General features: G+C 58.6%; 21 protein-coding genes and 4 pseudogenes. 16 read left to right on the top strand and 9 right to left on the bottom strand.

Annotated elements, in window-relative coordinates; translation table 11 throughout:
* Window positions 1–36: 36 nt before the first annotated feature.
* A complete protein-coding gene (locus tag HF916_RS05955; RefSeq protein ID WP_168788148.1) occupies window positions 37–441 on the bottom strand; it encodes a hypothetical protein in 405 nt (134 codons plus the stop codon).
* A 287-nt stretch (window positions 442–728) separates the two neighbouring features.
* Here HF916_RS05955 and HF916_RS51670 point away from each other — a divergent pair, with 287 nt between their 5' ends.
* A complete protein-coding gene (locus HF916_RS51670) occupies window positions 729–1,214 on the top strand; it encodes a DUF1488 family protein (protein WP_346777692.1) in 486 nt (161 codons plus the stop codon).
* Window positions 1,215–1,702: 488 nt separating this feature from the next.
* Here HF916_RS51670 and HF916_RS05945 read toward each other — a convergent pair.
* Window positions 1,703–2,433, bottom strand: a pseudogene (locus HF916_RS05945) (IS6 family transposase).
* 278 nt (window positions 2,434–2,711) lie between these two features.
* On the opposite strand from HF916_RS05945, the gene HF916_RS05940 reads away from it, so the two are divergent.
* Together HF916_RS05940 and HF916_RS05935 are read left to right on the top strand one after the other, a co-directional pair.
* The gene (locus HF916_RS05940; protein WP_168788147.1) at window positions 2,712–3,020 is read left to right on the top strand and encodes a type II toxin-antitoxin system RelB/DinJ family antitoxin; all 309 of its coding nucleotides are present in this window, start codon (window positions 2,712–2,714) and stop codon (window positions 3,018–3,020) included.
* A complete protein-coding gene (locus tag HF916_RS05935; RefSeq protein ID WP_168788146.1) occupies window positions 3,017–3,307 on the top strand; it encodes a type II toxin-antitoxin system RelE/ParE family toxin in 291 nt (96 codons plus the stop codon). Before HF916_RS05940 ends, HF916_RS05935 begins: the two co-directional genes overlap by 4 nt.
* A gap of 1,183 nt (window positions 3,308–4,490) precedes the next feature.
* On the opposite strand, the pseudogene HF916_RS05930 reads toward HF916_RS05935, so the two are convergent.
* The 5 genes and pseudogenes from HF916_RS05930 to HF916_RS05910 form a co-directional block, all read right to left on the bottom strand.
* Window positions 4,491–5,277: pseudogene (locus tag HF916_RS05930) on the bottom strand (IS30 family transposase).
* 260 nt (window positions 5,278–5,537) lie between these two features.
* Window positions 5,538–5,813 (bottom strand): PIN/TRAM domain-containing protein, encoded by a 276-nt coding sequence (locus tag HF916_RS05925; protein WP_168788145.1) that lies wholly within the window; start codon window positions 5,811–5,813, stop codon window positions 5,538–5,540.
* 742 nt (window positions 5,814–6,555) lie between these two features.
* Window positions 6,556–6,912 carry an STAS/SEC14 domain-containing protein gene (locus HF916_RS05920; protein ID WP_168788144.1) on the bottom strand — a complete coding sequence of 119 codons (357 nt, stop codon included), beginning with the start codon at window positions 6,910–6,912 and terminating at the stop codon, window positions 6,556–6,558.
* Between the two features lie 423 nt (window positions 6,913–7,335).
* Complete coding sequence (locus HF916_RS05915) at window positions 7,336–7,920, bottom strand: hemerythrin domain-containing protein (RefSeq protein ID WP_168788143.1); 585 nt, start codon at window positions 7,918–7,920, stop codon at window positions 7,336–7,338.
* Between the two features lie 511 nt (window positions 7,921–8,431).
* The gene (locus HF916_RS05910; protein WP_168788142.1) at window positions 8,432–8,695 is read right to left on the bottom strand and encodes a hypothetical protein; all 264 of its coding nucleotides are present in this window, start codon (window positions 8,693–8,695) and stop codon (window positions 8,432–8,434) included.
* A 1-nt stretch (window position 8,696) separates the two neighbouring features.
* Between HF916_RS05910 and HF916_RS05905 the strand changes: the two genes are divergently transcribed.
* The 7 genes from HF916_RS05905 (at window position 8,697) to HF916_RS05875 (ending at window position 12,958) form a co-directional block, all read left to right on the top strand.
* Entirely contained in the window at window positions 8,697–9,008 is a 312-nt protein-coding gene (locus HF916_RS05905; RefSeq protein WP_168788141.1) for a high-potential iron-sulfur protein, read from the top strand.
* Between the two features lie 301 nt (window positions 9,009–9,309).
* A complete protein-coding gene (locus HF916_RS05900) occupies window positions 9,310–10,518 on the top strand; it encodes a cytochrome C (RefSeq protein WP_168789028.1) in 1,209 nt (402 codons plus the stop codon).
* A gap of 77 nt (window positions 10,519–10,595) precedes the next feature.
* Window positions 10,596–11,192, top strand: coding sequence for a c-type cytochrome (locus HF916_RS05895; RefSeq protein WP_240975412.1), 597 nt, complete (start codon window positions 10,596–10,598; stop codon window positions 11,190–11,192).
* A 48-nt stretch (window positions 11,193–11,240) separates the two neighbouring features.
* Window positions 11,241–11,408: a hypothetical protein gene (locus HF916_RS05890; protein ID WP_168788139.1), complete on the top strand. Its 168-nt coding sequence runs from the start codon at window positions 11,241–11,243 to the stop codon at window positions 11,406–11,408.
* A gap of 1 nt (window position 11,409) precedes the next feature.
* On the top strand, window positions 11,410–11,991 hold the full coding sequence (locus HF916_RS05885; RefSeq protein WP_168788138.1) for a hemerythrin domain-containing protein: 582 nt from the start codon (window positions 11,410–11,412) through the stop codon (window positions 11,989–11,991).
* 122 nt (window positions 11,992–12,113) lie between these two features.
* Window positions 12,114–12,461: a hypothetical protein gene (locus HF916_RS05880; RefSeq protein WP_168788137.1), complete on the top strand. Its 348-nt coding sequence runs from the start codon at window positions 12,114–12,116 to the stop codon at window positions 12,459–12,461.
* Window positions 12,462–12,697: 236 nt separating this feature from the next.
* Entirely contained in the window at window positions 12,698–12,958 is a 261-nt protein-coding gene (locus tag HF916_RS05875) for a hypothetical protein (RefSeq protein WP_168788136.1), read from the top strand.
* 60 nt (window positions 12,959–13,018) lie between these two features.
* Here the strand turns inward: HF916_RS05875 and HF916_RS51945 are convergent, their stop codons facing one another.
* Window positions 13,019–13,321, bottom strand: a complete 303-nt coding sequence (locus HF916_RS51945) for a transposase (RefSeq protein WP_168788135.1) — start codon at window positions 13,319–13,321, stop codon at window positions 13,019–13,021.
* A 178-nt stretch (window positions 13,322–13,499) separates the two neighbouring features.
* Here HF916_RS51945 and HF916_RS05865 point away from each other — a divergent pair, with 178 nt between their 5' ends.
* The 6 genes and pseudogenes from HF916_RS05865 to HF916_RS05840 all read left to right on the top strand — a co-directional run bounded on the left by HF916_RS05865 (window position 13,500) and on the right by HF916_RS05840 (window position 18,614).
* Entirely contained in the window at window positions 13,500–14,075 is a 576-nt protein-coding gene (locus tag HF916_RS05865) for a hemerythrin domain-containing protein (RefSeq protein ID WP_168788134.1), read from the top strand.
* A gap of 432 nt (window positions 14,076–14,507) precedes the next feature.
* A pseudogene (locus HF916_RS05860) lies at window positions 14,508–15,065 on the top strand (IS21 family transposase); the annotation flags it as partial.
* Between the two features lie 150 nt (window positions 15,066–15,215).
* Complete coding sequence (locus HF916_RS05855) at window positions 15,216–16,235, top strand: IS110 family transposase (protein ID WP_168787472.1); 1,020 nt, start codon at window positions 15,216–15,218, stop codon at window positions 16,233–16,235.
* 296 nt (window positions 16,236–16,531) lie between these two features.
* A pseudogene (locus HF916_RS05850) lies at window positions 16,532–17,485 on the top strand (Mu transposase domain-containing protein); the annotation flags it as partial.
* Window positions 17,482–18,312, top strand: a complete 831-nt coding sequence (gene istB, locus HF916_RS05845; protein WP_168787766.1) for an IS21-like element helper ATPase IstB — start codon at window positions 17,482–17,484, stop codon at window positions 18,310–18,312. The pseudogene HF916_RS05850 and the gene istB, both read left to right, overlap by 4 nt.
* Window positions 18,312–18,614 carry a hypothetical protein gene (locus tag HF916_RS05840; RefSeq protein ID WP_168787765.1) on the top strand — a complete coding sequence of 101 codons (303 nt, stop codon included), beginning with the start codon at window positions 18,312–18,314 and terminating at the stop codon, window positions 18,612–18,614. The genes istB and HF916_RS05840 overlap by 1 nt, the downstream gene beginning before the upstream one ends.
* 643 nt (window positions 18,615–19,257) lie before the next feature.
* Here the strand turns inward: HF916_RS05840 and HF916_RS05835 are convergent.
* A protein-coding gene (locus HF916_RS05835; RefSeq protein WP_168787406.1) for an IS3 family transposase occupies window positions 19,258–20,819 on the bottom strand; the annotation gives its coding sequence in 2 pieces (ribosomal slippage) (window positions 19,258–20,381 and window positions 20,381–20,819; 1,563 coding nt in all).
* Window positions 20,820–20,937: the final 118 nt, after the last annotated feature.

Below are 20,937 nucleotides of genomic sequence, written 5' to 3'. Positions count from 1 at the left end.
ATGGGGAGCTGGTGGCAGCAAGTCCGGCTACGGCGGTCATTCCATCGACGGCGATTCCATCGGTCCAGCAAACAGTGCTCGGTCGAAGAACGGGTCGTCCAGTTCCAATATTTCATCGTCACCGAGAAGGACCACGACTAACTGCCGTGAACCGTTCCCGGGCACGTCTGCGATCTCCCCGATTGTTTGCTTCGGCGACCGGTCGTCCGTAAATCGCACCCAGTAGTAACCCGGCGCTACGGGTCGTGTGTCTATCCATTCCATAACTGATACCTCCTGAAATCCCGGGGAATTGATCGCGACCGCATCGTCGATTTTATCGCCGCGGCGTCGACGGCAGTTGCACGGCACAGTCAGCCAGGAATCGTTGCTAGTCTGTGCAGACGCGCGTGCTGCTCGTCGACGCGCTCGCGCGTCGGCGCCGCCGAGCAGATAACTCACCGGAATGCGTGACGTCAATGCTGGCACGGGGTTGCGGGGTAAGCACTCTTACTGGCGACGGCCCACGGCCTAGCTGCGCCGCGCGTTGGACAGAGATTGTTTTTTGACTCCTATGTCTCCGGCCTGTGCAACTCCCGAAAGACTTCACCTTTGAACGTTGCTTTTTTAAAAATTCGACTAGCCGTCGCTGATCGCCTCACAATCCACAACCGTCAAAACCACGTCTATAAGTTTGGGGCTCATCTTGCATCATTTGCCCGAATTCCCGGCCGGCGGCCGCCGTTGCGATGGCCAGAAGGCTTGTCCTGGTAAATTTGGGAACAGCGACAGCAGATCAAAAGCTCGCCAATGAATTTACGAGGTGTGTGATAGACGTACTCGATTTCGCCCCAAGCGTGGCGGCCGACGGAAGCAGGATCGATTTCCGCCTGTCCAATGCGACTGGCTTCACGGACTGCGCGATTACACGCGAGGAGCTTGAAGTCCATTTCTGGCTGTCTCCACGCGCCGATGCGAGTCGTTTTCTCAAAACGTTCGACGACGGTCGAAATCGCATCGTTGCGGTCGCGGAGAGAAAAATGCGGGCGCGGCCGGATCAGCCCGTCCGGCTCACAACCGCTAACTTCCTCGGCAAACGCCAGGCCGCCCGCAGACGACGTTTGCGTCGCAAACCGCCGATTTCCCCTGCATGGGCGCCCGCGATCGCGAAGGATGGGATCTTGTGCGGCCTGAAAAAGCACGATCGTTCATATATTGATAAATCAGATTTATGACAATATCGGTGAGCCATACCGTGGTCGGGTAGTTAACCTGGCCTTCGCGCTGACCTGACGTTGCGAGTACTTGCGCGTACCCAGCTCCGCTGACCTACCCAGCATAGTGATATTGACGGATGTTTTGTGGTCTTTCGGGCCGCCGCATCTCAGATCCGTGGTTCGAGCATTGAACAACCAGGCCGGGATGTCGTTGTCGAGACGAGCACGCCTCCTGCGTGCCGGTGATTAGGGGACAACGGGGAAGACATCGGGCAGATTCTCCTGAAAAGACTCACCGGCGGCGCCCGTAACAGCTCACCTTCACGGGCGTGATTTACTCTTGATAAGTATTCTTGGTAAATCTGTTTGGATTTGGCTAACCTGGCAACCTTTTGAAGCCGGGGTAGCGGATGAAGTGCGTGGTAGACCTGAGCGAAGTCGAGGAAATGGCTCTGTCAAGTTGGTGGGCGCAGTCTACGTGCGCAGCTCAAGAGTAGTTATGCTTATCAGATAATTTTCTCGCCAGCGCCGGCAACATTCCAACTATGCCATGTGGCGAAACGTTGTTTCAGTATGGCACGATGATGTGCCGCGTTCATTTGATGTCTGGGCAACGCGAAGTGCTGCCGGATCGGGCCGAAGCTTGAGAGAAACGCCTGCGTGCGACGCGCATCGCGAAAGCCGCACATCTGGCGTTCGCGCCTGCGGGTCGGCTGGTGGCTGTTCTCGGCACGGTTGTTCACCTGTGCAGCCGCTTTGACGAAAACGTGCTTCACATGCGCGAGTTCGGGAATTTCAGCCTTCGCCGCCCGATAGCTGCGCAGCTGGTCCGTAACGATCCTGCGCGGCACCGGGTTTGAACGCAGCACTCTGCGGAAGAAGCGCTTTGCCGCAGCCTTGTCGCGCCGCTTTTGCACCAGCACGTCCAGTTCGGCACCATGCTGGTCGACCGCTCGCCACAATAGGTACGGCTCGCCGCGCAGCATCACGAACATCTCGTCCATATGCCATGTACTGCCGGTTTGGGCCGCGCCGCCTTGGCGCGACGGGCGAATTCAGCACCGAATTTGTCGCACCAGCAACGAATTGTTTCGTACGTGACCACGACGCCACGTTCGAGCAACAACTCCTCGATATCACGCAGGCTCAGGCTGAACCGGAAATACCAGCGAACCGCGCAGCTGATGACGACGGCAGGGAAGCGGTGGCCGTGATAAAGCGATTTCGTTTTCTTCATCGCTTCATTTTACCGCCGCCTGCCCGTCAACCTGACAGAGCCCGCGAGACACATGCTGGACGTATCGGAGCTTCGAGAGGTGCTTTTGCACCTGTTCGCGCCACGACGATAGCCAGCTGAAAGCCAGCGGCGCTTTTGTCCTTTCGACTGCTACCGAAGAGGGTGGCTGGCGATGCCCAGTTTGATCGTCGTCCAGCCCATCACTCACGAATGTGCAATTGTAATTCAAATGAATTACAATGTGGCATCTAGAGTGACGACACGTAGGAGTAAACGCCATGGCTGCGACTGCATTGGTGCAAACACGCATCGACCCCGCTTTGAAAGAGCGCGCGGCTGCGGTGCTCGACAATATGGGACTGACTGTCTCGGATGCCGTGCGAATCCTCCTGACGCGCGTTGCCAACGAAGGTGCGTTGCCGTTCGCCTTCGCGACCGACCCGGCCGTACACGACGCCTGGTTCCGCGCGAAGGTGCAGGAAGCATTGGACGACCCGCGCCCTGCTACCCCGGACGAAGAAGTCGAAGCTCATTTCGCCAGGCGCCGCGCCGCAGCCCGTCACAAAGCCGGCGAAGGTGACGCGTGAGGCTTGAATGGTCCGCTTTCGCAATTGAGGATCGGAACGCGATTTTTGATTACATCGAAGATGACAGTCCATATGCGGCCGTCGTCGTGGATGATCGGATTCGCGTGCAAGTCAGGCAGCTACTGCAGTTTCCCGAGACTGGCCGACCGGGGCGGATCAATGGTACTCGTGAACTGGTTATAAGCCGGACACCGTATATCGCGGCCTATCAGATCAAGGGGGAAACGGTCCGCATCCTGAGGGTATTGCACGGCGCGCAGCTATGGCCCGATGAGATGTTGGATTAGCCATCATTGGACAATTATCATGGTCGATCGCGAGCTGCAGCAGAATATCGCGTCAAAGGCAGCTATATGCTGCAAAATCGTGAGTGTGCTCGTTGACTGTAAGCGCGGGATACCATCGCTCGAAGCATGATCCCAATTGCTCATTCAAGACGGCCGTCCTCACCTACAGGGACTCTCAAACCCGCTTGGTTTGGTTGCAACCGGCAACCACTTGGGGGCGCAACGCCGCGACGAAACCAAGCATACTGGAAATCCTTAGCAATCCAATATAAATAAATGTGCACGCTGGTGGAACAGGAGGTTACTCACTCCAGTAACGAATCAGGATCGTCTTTGTTGACTCGCAACTCCCAGCGACACGGCTGCACATGATGAGCCGCCCTTCACGATGACGCATCTCACCGAATGCGATTCCTACGCTGTGCTACAACTGCTCACGGACTCCCATGATCCGACCGAGTCACCAAGATCCCCATCCGTTCCTCTGTCGTCGATCATAAACGCGTGCTCGCGTTGCCGAATGTCTGTCTAAAAATGTTCGATGCCGCGCAGTCGCTTCAATGGTCGCATGGCGTAATCGGCCTGCACGCGGACAAAACGTGGTCTGCAAGCGCAATTCGTTGCCAAGTGAAATTGCATAGAAAAAGGATTGCCATGGCTACGCGAACCGTCTCCCTCGCCCTGCGTGAAGCCTTTCGATGCTCTGGCCAGCAGTTCGACGCCATACTGCAGTTTGCCTAGGAACGGGGCTTGGAGGAGCTGCCCTTCTGTTCGGTGGTACTTGAATGGCGCCGGGTCGTGACTTTGGCTAGAACACTCGATTTGCATCGTGAAGATCGCGCAAAGTGACGCACCACCGCCTTGCAGCGGCCACGTAAGCAGACAGTTTGACCGTGAGCAGATTAGCGGATCCGCTCGGCTGAAGGCTTTCACGGCGAGAGCGCCGCCGCCGGGAATTAGAAAGGGCAGCGCACAAACATGGAAGGCTGCAGCCGTACCAAAAGACTCATTGCAAGACCGGATCTGCCAAAGGCCCTGATACGGTTTTCGTGCGAGACTGCGCACACATTAAGGCGTCTCGGCGCGGTCACCGCATTACCCGCCCGGGAATCCGATTATTGGCTTCATCCTCGTTTTTTTTGAATTTGACAGGCGGTTTCAAGGGTGAAGTGCAACAGCGAGATTAATGTTTAGAGCCTTGAGGTTGACTTGCTGATGCAAGGGTCGCGGCGAAGACCTCGAATGGTGAATGGAAGTCGTGAGTCGCGCGAGGCCGGCTGTTCAGACTGTCGGCGATGGCGTCGAGTTCGTCCTGACTGTAGACCGAAAGGTCGGTGCCTTTGGGCAGATACTGTCGCAGCAGCCCGTTGGTGTTTTCGCAGGTGCCCCTTTGCCATGGACTGTGCGGGTCGCAGAAGTACACCTTCACGCCGGTCGCGGCGGTGAGCTCTTTATGGCGCGACATCTCTTTGCCCTGGTCGTAGGTGAAGCTCTGCCGTAATGGCGCGACAATCGAATTGAGCTTGGTGGAGAAGCCCGCCAGCGCCGACGCTGCGGTGGCATCTTCCATCTTTGCGAGCAGCACCAGTCGGCTGGTCCGTTCGACCAGAACGCCTACCGAGGACTGGTTGCCCGCGCCCTTGATGAAGTCGCCTTCCCAGTGCCCAGGCAGCAGCCGGTCCTCGATTTCGGGCGGCCGTACATGAATACTGACCATGTCCGGAATCTGTCCGCGTCGGTCTGTGCCCCGTGTGCGCGGCATGCGCGTGCTGTGACCATGGCGCCGCTTCAGCCGGCACCGATGCGTAGCCAGCCGGAGAGCTGTTTCGCGTCAGTTCACGGCTGACGGTGGCCGCCGAGCGCCCGAGTATCCGGGCCATGGCCCGGATACTCGAACCCTGCAGATGCAGACTTGCAATGATGAGGCGCTCTTCCGGTTGAAGTTGCTGGTACTGAGTTCTTTCGTGCATCGCAACACCTTATACGAAACGGTGTTGCACTTCAGATTTGAGGCCACCACAGAAAAGAAATGATCAATTTTTATGTAACCAGGTAAATCAGCATTTGGTCGCAAGCGCTTCGGCAGCTTGCAAGTCGCGGCCACTTTGGGCCGTTCAGGCAGAACGGGCGACCGAGACGTTGTCGTCATCGGGCGTATCCGTTGCCATCAGACGATGGCTCTATTAGTGACCCGATGTCGAGGCCGTATTCGAATTTATTCCCGATGCGCCTACGGACCGTGCTGGTGATGCTTGTCAGGAGTCCATGAACTGACAAACGAGTCGCGGAGTGCGTGTGCAAGCTCATAAGTTGCCTTCTGTGCCGGATTAAGATTGAGCAGAGATGGATCGATTTGTCGCGCGAGTTGAACCATCTTTGATTCCACCTGCGGAGGCTCCACCATGCTGAGTTCGGCAACGTATAGTTCGCGAAACCGCATGCGTGCTTTTTCCAGTTCGTCTTTTGAGTGCGCGTCGGGAGTCGACAGGACTGCAGCTGTTTTCAAAGCTTCTGCGTATAAATTCTGACGCAAGATATAGAAGGGTTTTGCTGCCTCGATTTCCCTCGTTCTCGTTTCTTTTTTTTTACTTCTGCTTCCTTCTTGCGCGCGTCGGTGAATTGCTGAACGCTAATAGCAACTCCAGCCACAACGCTGACCACTTGGACCGTAGTGGCAAGCAATTCCAACTTCGACTTTGCGTCTGACATGGCCGTCTCTGATAAGTCTGCAACCGCTGCTTTGTTGATACCAGATCCAAGTCAACTCGTATGTGCGATAGGTCGCGTTGCGGCTAGAGCGCATCCCGGCTGTGCCCGTCGCGGTTCCAGGTACGGAGCGCACATACGGAGAGTCCACCCTTGAAAGGGCGTGGTGTTCCGCGCAACGGGTCACGAATTTTGCTGGAGTTGGCAACCTTCGGGTGTCGCGGGGATCCGCATCAGACAGGTGTCGGCCATGAAGCGTCGTTCGCGAGCAACTTCGCTCAGACATTCTGGCGTCGGCTCCACTTGGGAACCGGCCATTCAATTCGCAATGTTGAAGCGTTGCTTGTCGGCCAGTCCGGTCATTCGAGCCTTTCAGTATTTGGCCAATTATGAATGACCGGTGTCAGAAAAATCGAACAGGGGCTAACGCCCATTTTGCCGCCAGTGCAAGCAAGAGCGCGAATGCCAATGGCATCTTGATTGCGCAGGTCAAACGCGCTCCGACGTGCAGCCGGACTGCTACGAAATTCGCCAGGCGGCGCTCAGGTGTTGATCCAGACGCGCGCCTGCTCCATCTCGTTGACGTGGAACGCCTTGACTTCGGCCTTCGTAAAGAACCGCGCCAGATGCGTCGAGGCACGGATCCAGCCCGCATCGGCCACCACGGCGGCGCGCGTGACCTTCCGGGCCACGGAAACGCCGAGCGTTATATCGGTCCACAGCGCCTTCGGCTCGATGCCGGTGAAATGCCCGATGCGTTCGAGCACGCGGGTCTTGCCGTTCAGTTCGAGATCACCACGCATGCGCTCAATGGCTTCGCGCAGATCGTGGTCGGTGATTTTGCCTTCGACGGAAATTTCGATGACAGGGGAATCGGGTTCGGTGTGATACAGGATCATGGTAAGACCGCCTGACTAGGGAGACGTTACACGCTCAGGCGCAGCGCGGATGAGCCTGCTAGCGTTCGATAATTTCTTCACGATACCGCTTTTCACACGGCTCGGTTAGCCAGGTTTAACGCCGTTTGGAGTACGCTGACGGCCCCGCCCCGTTACCATCTTCCCGCCCGTGCGACACGTGTCGCTGCATAGCCTACCGTTCGGTTGGAGTAAGAGCAGGGACGTGCGGCGCCTCGCGGCCAGCTCGGGTCGTTCACCCAAACCCGCTTGCGGACATTCGAGCGTCGTTACGCCCTGACAGCGGACCTGGTACTCTCTTCCAAGTAAGTCGACGGCCTGCGCCAAAACATTATTCCACGGATGGGTGAGCCCGGTGCTGTTGCATCGCTGATGCGTGTGAACAGTACCCTTAGCCGGCGTCAATCAATGGGTGTCTGCTGGTTGGCTCAAGTCCTTTGACACCTGCGCGTCTAAAGCGATCTGCCTGCGAAGCGCCTCGAAGCGCTCCAGTACATTGTCTCCGAAAAGCGGATCGGGGCTAGCCGGTACGGCCGCATCGACTGCAGCCCAGTCGTGTTCTGTCAGCACCTGCGCAGCACGAGGCATCACGTCTCGCTCCTCAGTGGAAAGGTGGTGACGATAGTACACAAGATACGTCGCCGTGGCCGCCTCCAGAGCCGCGCGCGGGATTACAACATCTCCCGCGGCTTCATTGATGCGAATCAGGAGTTCATCGCCGGCCGTGGCGATCACGCGATGCTCCTGCAGAAGGCGGTTCACCACAATTTGAGTCCCGGGATCCTCTTCTGCAAGCCGCGCGTACGCAACATCTTCCCGCGGATGATGAACACGATCGGAAAAATTCCGCATGTAGTAAAGGATATCGCCCATGAGAGCGTAATTTGGGCTCTCACCCCGGCGGAGCTCAGCTACCTGTTCTTCCAGAATGTCGAGTAGTCGGGCGAAATTAATGTGCTCGGTGTGCCATACGGCAAGCGGGTCGGCCATGGCGTGCTCCATTGAAATGGATCAGGTACACAATAGACCGTCTGGACCAAAGCGCACATGCATTCCTTATGGCGCGGTCGACAGCACCCAGCACGATCAGTGCAATTGAAATACTACTGGTTGCAACCCGGGAAGGACTGACACAGATCAATCCACTGCGGCATCGGTGCGCGGAGATCCTGCTGGACCAGACGGCTGGGGCCTGACTTGTGCGCCACACGCACTTCGGCCGGGTACAAGGCAGCCGACATGACAGCACGGATGGCGGCTGTCCCATGGCAGCGGTCGTCGTGTTGGCGCAGTCGCGTATGGCCGGAGAGGGTCGTCTTCTGTCCGACGTAACCTATCCTACGCCGCAACATTCCGCAGCGGTTACATCGGGCCGTGTTCGCCGGCCATGAAGGGGCAGTCGGCGACGCCGCTTCGAATTACCATACCTCCGTCTATTTCGGACGTTCGGCGACCCACGCGGCCGCAACCATCGGATGGCCTCTGATCTGGAATATCGTTATCAGAAACGTTGATCGTCAACGATCCCCTGTCGCACCGCTGGATGTTCCTGACTCTCTGGCTCGCGCATGCCGAGCCAAAGTAAAAGATCTGTCCATTGACGGTTCAGGCCCGACCCCGTTTCTTCTACAGATTTTTGACGGAAATCAAATGAGCCTGATCTGCGATGGCGATAATGGTCAAAGCAGTTACGCGGTGAGCGTCCGCGTTTTTCTCTGCGGGCTGGCACCTTGTATCCGCATTTTCCCTGTGGAATGGAGTTCATGATGCAAACCTCCCGTCGTCATTTCATCATTCTCGCCGCATCGCTTGCATCAACGGTACTCCTCCAATCTGAGTCACGCGCAGCCGCCCCCGAACTCTCCGAGAGCGATCCAACGGCCCAAACGCTCGGCTACAAATCCGACGCGGCACACATAGATACTGCGAAGTACCCGAAGTATTTGGCAGGGCAAGCCTGCGCGAATTGTCAGCTCTACCAGGGCAAGCCAGGAGATGCGTTGGGGCCGTGTGCGGTATTCGCCGGTAAACAGGTCAGCGCGAAGGGCTGGTGCAGCGCTTACGTGAAGAAGGCCTGAGCGGAGGTTTTGGTGTTGATCTGTTGACCGACAAAAAAAACACGTCGTTCTTCAGTTCAAAATACAAGCTAATCCGTAGATATACTAATGACAAAGTTTACGGAAAGCGCCTTCACTCTGTATGAGTAAATGCTGACCGGCACACAAACAAAACGACGAAGGGGACGGTATGGCAATCCGTACGCGAAGCGTTATCGTTTCCTTGCTGGCGCTATTTTCTGGAACTTTGCTGTTTTGTTCTGAGGCTCGTGCGGTGCCCGCATTCGCCCGGCAAACCGGGCTTGCCTGTGTCGCGTGTCACGTGAGTTTTCCCGAACTGACGCCGTTCGGCCGCTTCTTCAAGATGACGGGCTATACGCTGGCGAACAACCCTACTATTCCGCTAGCGGCGATGGTGCAGCTTTCGCAAACCAACACCCGCTCGGTCAACAATACCTACTACGACTTCGCGCGCAATCAGGATATAGCGCTGCAACAGGCAAGCATTTTTTATGGCGGACGTATAGCAGGCCCAATCGGCGCCTTCGCGCAATGGACCTACGACGGCATTGCCCATCATAGCGGGATCGACAACACCGACATCCGGGCTGCCGGACATTTCACACAGAACGATGTCGACTTCATCTACGGCGTGACCGTCAATAACAATCCGACCGTTTCAGACGTGTGGAACAGCACGCCGGCCTTCGGATTTCCCTACGCGTCAAGCAGTGTATCGCTCACCCCTATCGCGCACACGCTCATCGATGGAAGCCTGGCCCAACAAGTGGCTGGCGTAACCGGATACGCCTTCTGGCAACGCAGTATTTATGCTGAGTTGGGGTTTTACCGCACAGCCGACCAGATGTTTTCGTTGTTCCGTACCGGGCAGGACATCAACACGCCTGGCGGTGTGGCGCGCCTGGATGGCACCAATCCTTACTGGCGGGTCGCGTACAACGCTGAATGGGGCCCGCATTCGCTGATGCTGGGAACGTATGGCCTGATAGCCAACAAATTCCCTGACAACACCATACCGGTCTCACCAACGGACAAATTCACTGATTACGCGCTGGACGCGCAATATCAGTTCATCACACTGTCACACGCGATCACGGCTCAAACCACCTGGATTCACGAGAAGCAGAACTGGAGCGCCAGTTACCCGAGCGGCGGTATCGGCGCAGGACCTACACCGGCTAACCCGACCGATCACCTTGACACCTTCAAGATCAAGACGTCCTACATTTACCAGCGCAAGTATGGCGGTACGCTGGCGTACTTTCAGATCACCGGGAATCCGGATCCTGGCCTGTATGGGGCGGTGCCCGTCACGGGTAGCGCCAATGGTCTTCCAGACACGCGGGGTGTGATCTTCGAACTCGACTACCTGCCGCTGCCACAGGTGAAGTTATCGTTGCAGTACACCTGGTTCCTTAAGTTCAACGGCGCGCGTTTCAACTATGACGGCACCGGACGGAATGCCAGTGACAACAACACGTTGTATATGCTCGGATGGTTCGTATTCTGACGCACTGAGCCATAGCCGGAATGTCATCCCCCCACAGTCTGACGAGAACGCCCATGAAGATGTTGCTTACCTCACGGATGCCGTTGGTTACGTTGCTGGCGGTATCTGGGCTGATCTTAATGCCATCCTCGACGTGGGCCGAGGATGGCGCTCGCCTCGCCGCACAGCTTTGTTCGGCGTGCCACGGCGTGCATGGCCACAGCGAGTCGCCAATGTTCCCGCGGTTGAATGCCCAGACGCCGGAATACCTTGTGGCTCAACTCAAGGGGTTCCGCGAGCACGCGCGTGCCGAGACAGACGCCCGTTCATACATGTGGGCCATTGCGTCCCAACTGGATGACGCCACGGTCCAGTCACTGGCTGACTACTTCTCACGTCAGGAAGCGATACCAGGCGCAGCGGGTGATGCCGCCTTACTGGCCAGTGGGCACGAAATCTTCGAACATGGTGTGCCGGACAAGGGGGTGCCAGCCTGCGCTTCATGCCACGGCGCGCAGGCGCAGGGAGCCGGCACCTTCCCGCGCCTCGCCGGGCAGCATCAGGAGTATCTGCTGCGCCAGATCGAGGTCTTCAAAAACGGTACTCGCGGCAACGCACCCGTGATGACCGCAATCGCACATACATTGAGTCCCGAACAGGCCGAGGCCGTTGCCGCCTATCTGCAATCCAGATAAGCGGTTACCAATTCCTGCGATCGACGGGCGCTGACTCCATGGACCACCATGTCCGCACCGCTGTTGATCTCCATCAAAGCGGTGGCGCTAACGCGCTTTGATGTCGAGCGGCGGATGACTAGCATTAAGGTATCGGCGCAGCGTCTTGCTCATGCCGTTGGTGTGAAGCAGAAAATCGATTCGCCAATGCTTTTCATATTCTGCTGCGGAGTTTGATATGCAGTCTTTGGGACCGCGTAGTGCCATAGCCGTCATCCTTCATGAACACCAGCAGATGTCGACCGTGGTAGAGGGCATGCGGCGCTTCATGGGTCTGCTGGCAGCAGGTACGCCCGCTCCGGGCCTCATGGTGTTACGGGCGATGCTTTATTACATCCGCGAGTACCCTCAGCAGGTGCACCATCCTAAAGAGGATCGTTACCGGTTCACGCCGCTGCGCGATCGGACGGATGAATTTGATCACGTCCTCACGGAACTGGAGTCCCAGCATGCACAAGGTGAAGTGCGGTTGAGGAATATCGAGCACGCGCTGACCCGGTATGAATTGAAGGGGGCGCCCGCACTTCGGGAACTGCGAGCCATGGCGGATGCGTATGCCGAATTCTATGCAGACCATCGGTGTATGGAAGAGACCTTGATTTTGCCAGCCGCCAGACGTCTGCTGACAGAGGAAAACTGGGTGGAAATCGACGCCGCTTTTGGAGCAAATCGCGATCCGTTCGATGGGGTAAAACTTGAAGACGATCTTGGAAAATTATTCTCGATGATCGTCAAAACGATCCCTGAGACGGAAAGTTAGCAGTTCCGCTGTGCGTTGCGATGGGCGGCCGGTCACGTGATGCAACTGCGGATCGGCGGGATCGTAGCCACGTAGTTGAGCAAAGCGTTTTTTGAGCACCAAACGCCAAAGCGGGAGGGGATATGCAAGCTGCTCGTCACTTTCACCTGGAACTGCGGCACGCAAGCGTGCCGACTTATGTTGCCAGTTACCTCTTCCCGATCCTGTTGCTGGCGTATGAGATGCATAGGGTGGGCAGGTGGATATTCGATTACGGCTTGAACTTCGCGAACTTCAGGTTCATGGGTTACGAGTTTCTGCTGATGCTTGTGTTCGTTGCGCTCCAGGTCGTGTTTGAAGGCATTTTTCTGATTGAAGCGTGGATGAGCCGGGATCACGATTTCGGACATCGGGTCGCGAATCTCCTCGCGGGTCTCGGCTGTTCGCTAGTCGTCATCGGTTTCGACCTGGCTTTGCAGTACGCGCTGTAGCGTGTGGTTTGCAGAGCCGAACCGTTAGGCTTGTCTGGCACCCGCCTGGCGCCGTAGTCGACTCGCGGTTTCGCATAACGGCCGATGCGAAAGGACCTATGCTTCAGCGTCGCGGGAACGCTGAGGTCGTATTCTGGAGGTCCGCTTCCTGACGGTGCCAGGACACATTTTCGGTTTCGAAGAGTTTTAGTAAATCGCTCATACTTAGGTTTCCGCTTTAGGCGAAGGAGGGGATCATGTCCGACTACGTCCGTGTGTATCGGGGGTTCAAGATCAGCGTTTCGTGCGTGGAACTCTCGCGGGAAAGATATGCGATTGAGTGGGCCGTTACTCCGGATACCGATGAGACACGCGACCAGATGAAGTATGAGCGAATTCACATTGACACACGCGAGGAACGGAGCGGTCGCCAGGAGGAAGTACTTGGCCACGCGTTTGGATTGGCTGAGAGATTTATCGACGGCGCAATTTCTCGCGGCCATGATGGCAACCGATGACGGCGTGTCGTATTCAAAAACATGTCCCAAGGTTCTCGCGCCAAATGGCCAATGCCGGGATCACGATTTCGAACATCGGGTTGCGAATCTCCCCGCAGGACTCGGCTGTTCGCCGGTCGTCACCAGTCGACTGGTTCCCCATGCGCCATTCGTGCTGCGAGCCATTGGCCTCAGTGCGATCAGCGCCGCCTTCGAACGGATTGTCCCTGACCCGCGCACCTTCTCATAGCGCGCGTCGACGATCAGGTGCGGATACGACTCCTCCAGCGGCCGGTGCGCGAACTTCGCCAGCGTTACGTCCAGTCCCTCGTTAATTGCGGAACTCGCCGAGGCCGAGAAGCTGTTAACGTACAGTTCCTGCATGATCGCCTTCCGCCGCGTTCGCCAATGCTTTCGTAGTGGCTGAGTGGGCTGCGCTCCTGATCGGCACTGCCTTTGATGCAGATCATAGGGTTACTCGTCGCGCCCTCTATATTTTGTTCCATGGGACTGAGGCGATCGCAGATTGAAGATGCCGCATCCACGAGTAAGAGAGGGTGATATGCAAACGCTGGCTCCGCAAAGTGCCATAAAGGTAATCCTCAGGGAACACCAGCAGCTATCAATGGTCATCACGGGCATGCAACGCTTTGTCAGGCTGCTCGGTGTCGGCGTAGAGGCGCCTAGGCCGATGATGCTTCGGTCCATGCTGTTTTACATTAGCGAATATCCTGAGCAGCTACATAATCCCAAGGAAGAGCGCTATCTGTTCGCGCGCTTGCGGCACCGTGCTAACGATCTCGACAAAACCATCGACGAGCTAGAGAAACAGCACGCTCAAGGCAAAGCACGAGTGCAAGACATCGCACATGCGTTGACCCGATACGAGCTGGCGGGCGAGTCCGCTCTCCCGGTATTGCGCGAGATGGTCGATGAATACGCCGCGTTTTCCGCAAATCACAAGCGTCTGGAGGAAGATGTAATTCTGCCTTCCGCGCGTCAATGGCTGACGGAGGTGGACTGGAACGAACTGAATGAGGCGTTTGGAACAAACCGCGATCCGTTCGCCGGGGTCAAGGCCGAGGCAGATCTCGGCCGCCTCTTTGCAATGATCGTCAGGGCGACCCTGGAACCTTAAGTGTCCACGCCGACTGAATTTTGACCTCGCTCACCACCGCTGTCGGAGCCCGCGAACATAAAATTGCGCCTTCAATGCAAATATGTGCATTGTCGGCGTTATGCGTAGCCGGGAATTATGCAAAGTTGCATCGAGTCAAACGCAACAGGGATCGGTTCTACGGACCTCCATGAGGTTTGTGTGCCGCAGCAAACTGCATATAAAAAAGGTGGTCTCCTAGATGGGTAGTTATCCATTTCATGCTGCGCGACATTCAGGATGAGAACAGCGCGTCAATCAGGATGAGAAGAGTGGCGTGGCGGCAGCGGGAACGGGCGTAGCCCGGAACCGCTGCCGCCACGCCGCGCCGGGAGGCTCCCGTCAGTGGAGAGCTTTGTCGGTGGTCGCGGTGGATCGGGTATGAACGAGCCTTCCATGCCAGGGGAGGCCGCGGTGCCCGGACGACACGTCAACGACCACCAGATGAGGCTTTATATGAAGCACAGACTCAAGGAAGGGCCGCCCAAGGCGGCTGCGCGCGCCGGGTTTAGCGTCGCCACTGCCTACCGCATTGAAGAGGATCCACAATTACCATCGCAGAAGAAGGCGCCGCGCGAGCGCCGACGCGCGGATCCGCTTGCCGAGATATTTGACACGGAGATAGTTCCATTGCTGACGTCCGCTCCGGGCATCCGGCCGGTTGCGGTACTGGAAGAGATGCTTCGGCGCCATCCGCATCTGTCGCGCGGCGTGCGCCGGACGCTGGAGCGACGCATCCGCGTCTGGCGCGCACTCCATGGCGAGGAACGTGAGGTCATGTTCCGTCAGGTGCACGAACCCGGTCGCCTCGGGCTATCCGACTTTACCGAGATGCAAGCCCTGGGCGTCACCGTGGCCGGTATTGCGCTGGACCATCGCCTGTATCACTTTCGCCTGGCCTGCTCGGGCTTTGAGCACGCTCATGTCATTCTCGGCGGCGAGAGCTATGTCGCGCTCGCCGAAGGGCTTCAGAAATGGTATGGACGCCGCCCACCAGGCGGATAGCCGGGAGGTCGCCGGAATGAGCAGAGACAAGGAAGGTGGACCCGCACAGACCGGCGGGCGAAAAAATCCAGGTTGGAGGATCATCCACACGTTCCTACGTAAACCGGAGGGCCGATCATGAAACTTACGCCAGTTGGTATCGACATCGCGAAAAACGTCCTTCAGGTACACCACGTGGACGAAGAGACCGGAGAAATCGTCAACAAGCCGATCAAACGGGCGAAGTTTCTCGCCTACTTTGCGAATCGCGCACCATGCCTGATCGGCATGGAAGCGTCTGGCGGTGCGCAGCACTGGGCAAGGCAGCTCATCAAGATGGGGCATCAAGTCAAGCTGATGCCAGGGCAATACGTGAAGGCCTTCAACATACGCAACAAGAGCGATCCCGCCGACGCCCGGGCGATCTGGCTCGCGGTACAGCAACCGGGCAAGCCGGTCGCGGTCAAGACCGAGATGCAGCAAGCGATGCTGGCGCTGCACCGGATGCGTGAGCAGCTGGTCAAATTCCGCACGATGCAGATCAACTCACTACGCGGACTGCTCACCGAATACGGCGAAGTCATGGGCAAGGGGCGGCTCGCCCTGGACAGGGCAATACCGGACGTGCTGGCCCGGGTCGCCGACCGCCTGCCGGCCGTGCTAATCGACACGCTGCGTGAGCAGTGGAACGGGCTAAGCGTACTGGACGGGCAGATCGCCGCGATCGAGCGACGGATGCGCGAATGGAAAAAGGAAGACAAGGACGTCAAGGCCATCGCCGAGATTCCTGGCGTCGGCCTGCTGACCGCGACAGCCGCCGTCGCGACGATCGGCGACCCTAAGATGTTCCGCTCCGGGCGCGAGTTTGCTGCCTGCATCGGACTGGTGCCTAAGCAGGTGGGATCCGGCGGGAAGCTTATGTTGCTGGGCATCAGCAAGCGGGGCGATACCTATCTTCGCACGCTCCTTATTCACGGCGCCCGCAGTGTTATCAGCAGTCCAAAACAGCATGATCCATGGATCGAGCAGATGAAGAAGCGGCGACCACTGAATGTCGTGATCGTCGCACTCGCGAACAAGATGGCCCGCACCATCTGGGCCGTCCTGGCCCACAGCCGCTCCTATCAGGGGGGATACGTGAGCGCCAAGCCGGCATAAATGAGCACGAGCAAATTCCAAACGTAGGTGAAGTCAACTTTGTAGTCGGAGGATGGAACGTCAAAAGGTTGCGCAGGTACTTGAGAGTGATGGCAAAACAGGTCGGACCGGGACTCGCCAAACCTGGAGAGCGCGAAGAGCCTTGAGCTCGGTGCAGAAATGAGGCGCGAGTCAGCTGAATCCATAGGGGCCCGCAGCGAAAACACCCGCTGCAACAAGGCCGGATATAAACCCGCAGCCGTTCCTGTCACGTCAGACCCCTCGAAGTCCCTTTGCAAACGGGCGGCGTCCATATAAACGCGCTCTGGGCGCTCGGCGGAGCACCGCTCGAGCATCGCAGCGATAGCCTGTCGGCCGCGTTTCGCAATCTGGATCGCGATGCGCGTGACGATCTGACCACGCGTTACGAAGCGCTATGTGCTCACTACGGTATGCAGCCCACGCGCAACAACCGCGGAATCGCCCACGAGAACGGCGCCATCGAAAGTCCACACGGCCACCTCAAGAGCGCAATCCGTGACGCGTTGCTGCTACGCGGTAGCGCGGAGTTTGCCGACCTCGCGGCCTATCGCTGCTTCATCGACGAGATCGTCAGCCGCATCAACGCGCGCAATGGCAAACGTATCCAGGCCGAAGGTGTCTTCCTTCAGTTTCTGCCCGATACCCGCACCAGCGACTACGAGGAAACGCGTGTGTACGTCACCTCCACGGGCGGCTTCGTATTGCGCAAGGTCTTCTATACCGTCCCGTCGCGGCTGATCGGTCACCGGATACGGGTACGGCTGTATGACGATCGGCTGGAACTGTTCCTGGGCGGCACGGCCCTGATGACACTGCGGCGCGGCCGCCCGGGCGCTAACGGCAAGCACGGCCATGTTATCGACTACCGGCACGTCATCCACGCGCTGCGCCGCAAGCCAATGGCGCTGCTGAACCTCGTGTACCGCGACCAGCTCTTCCCGCGTGAGGCCTATCGGTTGATCTTCGATCGCCTATGCGAGCAACTGTCTCCGCGCGCGGCGTGCAAGACCATGGTCGAACTGCTGAGCCTCGCCCACGAGCGCACCTGCGAGGCGCAACTGGCCCGCGCGCTAGGGCAGTATCTGACAGATGGGCAACTGCCCGATCTGGACGAACTGCGTTCACGTTTCGCGCCGGATCCAGCGACTGTGCCGCAAGTGCACGTGCGACTGGCTTCGTTGCGCGACTACGAGGCCCTGCTTGACCGCGACATGGAGACGACAGCATGAGCAACGATTTCGACGCCACGCGCCTGTCGCTACTGCTCAACGATTTGCGGCTACCCGCCGTCAAGCAGATCTGGCCGGGCTTCGCCGAGCGCTCCGACAAGGAAGGCTGGCCCGCGGCGCGTCTGCTCATGGCGCTGGCCGAACACGAGATTGCCGAACGCGATAGACGTCGTATCGAACGCCATCTCAAGGAAGCCAGGCTATTACCGGGCAAAACGCTGGAGAACTTCGATTTCGACGCCGTGCCCATGGTGTCGAGAGCACAGGTCTCTGCGCTGTGCGCCGGCGACGGATGGCTGCGCAACGGCGCCAATCTGATCCTCATGGGACCGCCAGGCGGCGGCAAGTCGCACTTATCGTCGGCCATCGGCCTGAGTCTGCTGGAGAAGGGCTGGAAGGTCCTGTTCAGCCGCACTACCGATCTCGTGCAACGATTACAGGTCGCGCGCCGCGAACTGGCTCTCGAATCTGCTATCAACCGGCTGGATCGCTTCGATCTGGTCATCCTGGACGATTTTGCATACGTCAGCAAGGATCAGGCGGAGACATCAGTGTTGTTCGAGCTGATCAGCGCCAGGTATGAGCACCGTTCGCTTCTCCTGACCGCAAACCAGCCCTTTGGCGAGTGGAACAAGGTCTTCCCCGACCCGGCCATGACGGTGGCCGCCGTCGACCGGCTGGTCCATCACTCGACCATCTTCGAACTCAACGTCGAAAGCTACCGACGGCGCACCGCTCTGCAGCGCAAGCAGCAAGGACCAGGACGCCCGGCCAGCTTCGCCACACCGAAGAATGTCGACGTGGCGCCGCACCAGGAGGATCAGTGATGACCAGCGACCCGCAATTCAAGACCGACACGCGTGACGATGAGGAACCCGCGACGCCCATCCAACGTAGCGCCGCCCAACGACAACGCGCGTACCGTCTGCGGCGCAAGCGTACTGTTATTGATGCCATCGGCGAGGAAGCCTCGGCGTCACGCGTGACGCTGTTGACTCTGCTCGGCTACGAGTTGGCGGCATTGGACGACGGCACCACTCCGGCAACCCTGATCGAGGCCAGACGTAACTCGCTCAAACGCATCCTGGCCACCATCGTCACGCGTTACGGCATCGACTTGACCGACTGACGCGCAACGCTTGCCAGCGTCAATCAACCGCGTCATCATCAACCTCGCCGCGACATTCTCATCTTGTTTGTCGCGCGTCTCTCATCCAGATCGTCGCGCCACAATTTCAGGAGAATCATCATGATCGGCTTGACTCCTCTACGACCGCAACCTCAGGCGTGGTTGTGGCGCAGCGTCCTTTCCCCGTTTTCAGAGCGGTACTGTGAGTATCTTCTGGAGCAGGGCTATGCGCCAAGTACCGTCAACCGCTACGTCAGATGCGTTGCACACTTTGCCCACTGGATCGCGAAGCGCCGGATATCAGCGGCGGGTGTCGACTATCGGTTGATCAACTGCTTTGTAGCCAACCATCTCCCACACTGTTCGTGCCCGGATCCCATTCCGAGAAACGTGGTGGGTGTTAGGGCGGCTCTTCAGCATCTTCTGGTACTACTAGGCGTGGATGCAGTCCCTTGGTTTCTGCGGAACGAATCTGACGCGATACGTGAGGGCTTTGTTCGGAAGGGGTGTTGTGGGTGCGTTGCGGCTGCGATATAAGCAAGGCTTCAGAGAAGAATTGGATTCAAGCGGATGCCATACAAAGCCAGACTCCAGGAAGGCGCGGAGCGCAAACCGGCGCGTGTCAAGGTACTTGTCGCCTCAGTCATGCAGCCAAAGGCTGTTTAAGTGTGGCGTGCGAGGCCATCGTGACGACTGACTCGCGCTCCGGATTGAGGGTGACGGCGCCGATTGGCGTCCAGTCGCGCGTGCAGCGTGACCAGCGTGCCGGGTTGCGTTCCCGTGCCTGGACATACACCTCGTGACGAGCCGCCAGGATCACGTGATCGTTGCCGTCATGGCGCTGCGCCGGGCTGACGTAGCGGATGCTGCTGTGACGGTGGTCGAAGTTGTACCAATGCACGAAGTCGCTTGCCCAGTCGCGTGCAGCATTGAGATCGGCGAAGCCCGTGTTGGGGAACTCCGGGCGGTACTTGGCCGTGCGGAACAGCGCCTCGGCAAAGGCGTTGTCGTCGCTGACGCGTGGGCGCGAGTACGAAGGCTTCACGCCAAGCCAGTGAAGCATGGCCAGCACGGTCGTGGCCTTGAGCGTGGAGCCGTTGTCTCCGTGCAGCACCGGCTTGTCCGCCAGAGTGGCGATGCCCTCGGCCAGCGCTGTGCGCCGCACCAGATGGGCCGCATGGCTGGCATCGTCGCGCTCGTGCACCTCCCATCCGACGATCTTGCGGCTGTACAGATCGAGGATCAGGTACAGGTAAAACCATTGACCGACGACCTCAGCGGGTAAATAGGTCATATCCCAGCACCAGACTTGCCGTGCTGCGCCAGCGATGTGCGTGGTCGGCGGTCGACCCGCCCTGGGTGCTTTGGCCCGGCCGCGATGTGTGGTTTGCCCGTGCTCGCGCAGCACACGGGCGAAGGTGGATTCGCTGGCGACGTACACGCCCTCATCAGCGAGCATGGGCACGATGCGCGCAGGAGGCATATCGGCGAAGCGCGGCTCGTTGGCCACGCGCAGCACCTCGGCACGCTCGGCGGCGCTCAGCGCATGCGCCGGTTGCGGGCGTACCGCATGGGGCCTGCCATCGCCCGATACGAGGCCCACGCCGGCATTCCAGCGCTGCAGCGTGCGCACGTCGATGCCGGCCGTCTCGCAGGCCAGGCGCAGCCGTGCGCCGGCCTTGTGTGCGATGTGGATATCATGAGCCAGCGACTGGCGATCTTCGAGGCCGATCATTCGTCCTCGCCCGTGCTGAAGATCGCCGCGACTTTTTTTGACAGGACCAGCAGCGCGGCCGTCTCAGCCAACGCACGGTCCTTGCGCCGCAACTCGCGCTCGAGTTCCTTGATGCGACGCCGGTCCTGCTGGGTCTGCTGCGGGCTGGCACGCGCCTCCTCAGACTCGGCCAGCGCCTGCGTGGCGCTTTGCCGCCAGGAAGCCAGCTCGTGCGGGTACACACCGTTGGCGCGGCACCATGCGCTCCTGGCAGCCTCATCCATCGCAGCGGTCGTCAGCACGGCGTCGAATCGGGCCGCCGCTGTCCAGGCCCGCTCGCGAGCGGGTCTGGACAGCGCATCACTGCGCCAGCGCTCCAGCGTCCCCACGCCCACGCCAACCTCACGTGCAACGTCTTCCAACGCCGCGCTCTCCGGCGGCAGCAACCGCGCAACCGCTCTGTCCTTGAATGCTTGTCCGTATTTTGCCAATTCGTTTTCTCATCATCGCCCCCGGTTCATCGATTCTATCGGGACGACAAGTATTCTGACGCGGGGGGAAACGCAAGAAGCCGACCTATCGGGTGACGAACAGCCATGAATACAATCA

This window comes from Paraburkholderia aromaticivorans (assembly GCF_012689525.1).
Classification (GTDB): domain Bacteria; phylum Pseudomonadota; class Gammaproteobacteria; order Burkholderiales; family Burkholderiaceae; genus Paraburkholderia; species Paraburkholderia aromaticivorans_A.
Note: the sequence above shows the minus strand (reverse complement) of the source record. Positions and strands in the feature narration are given on the sequence as shown.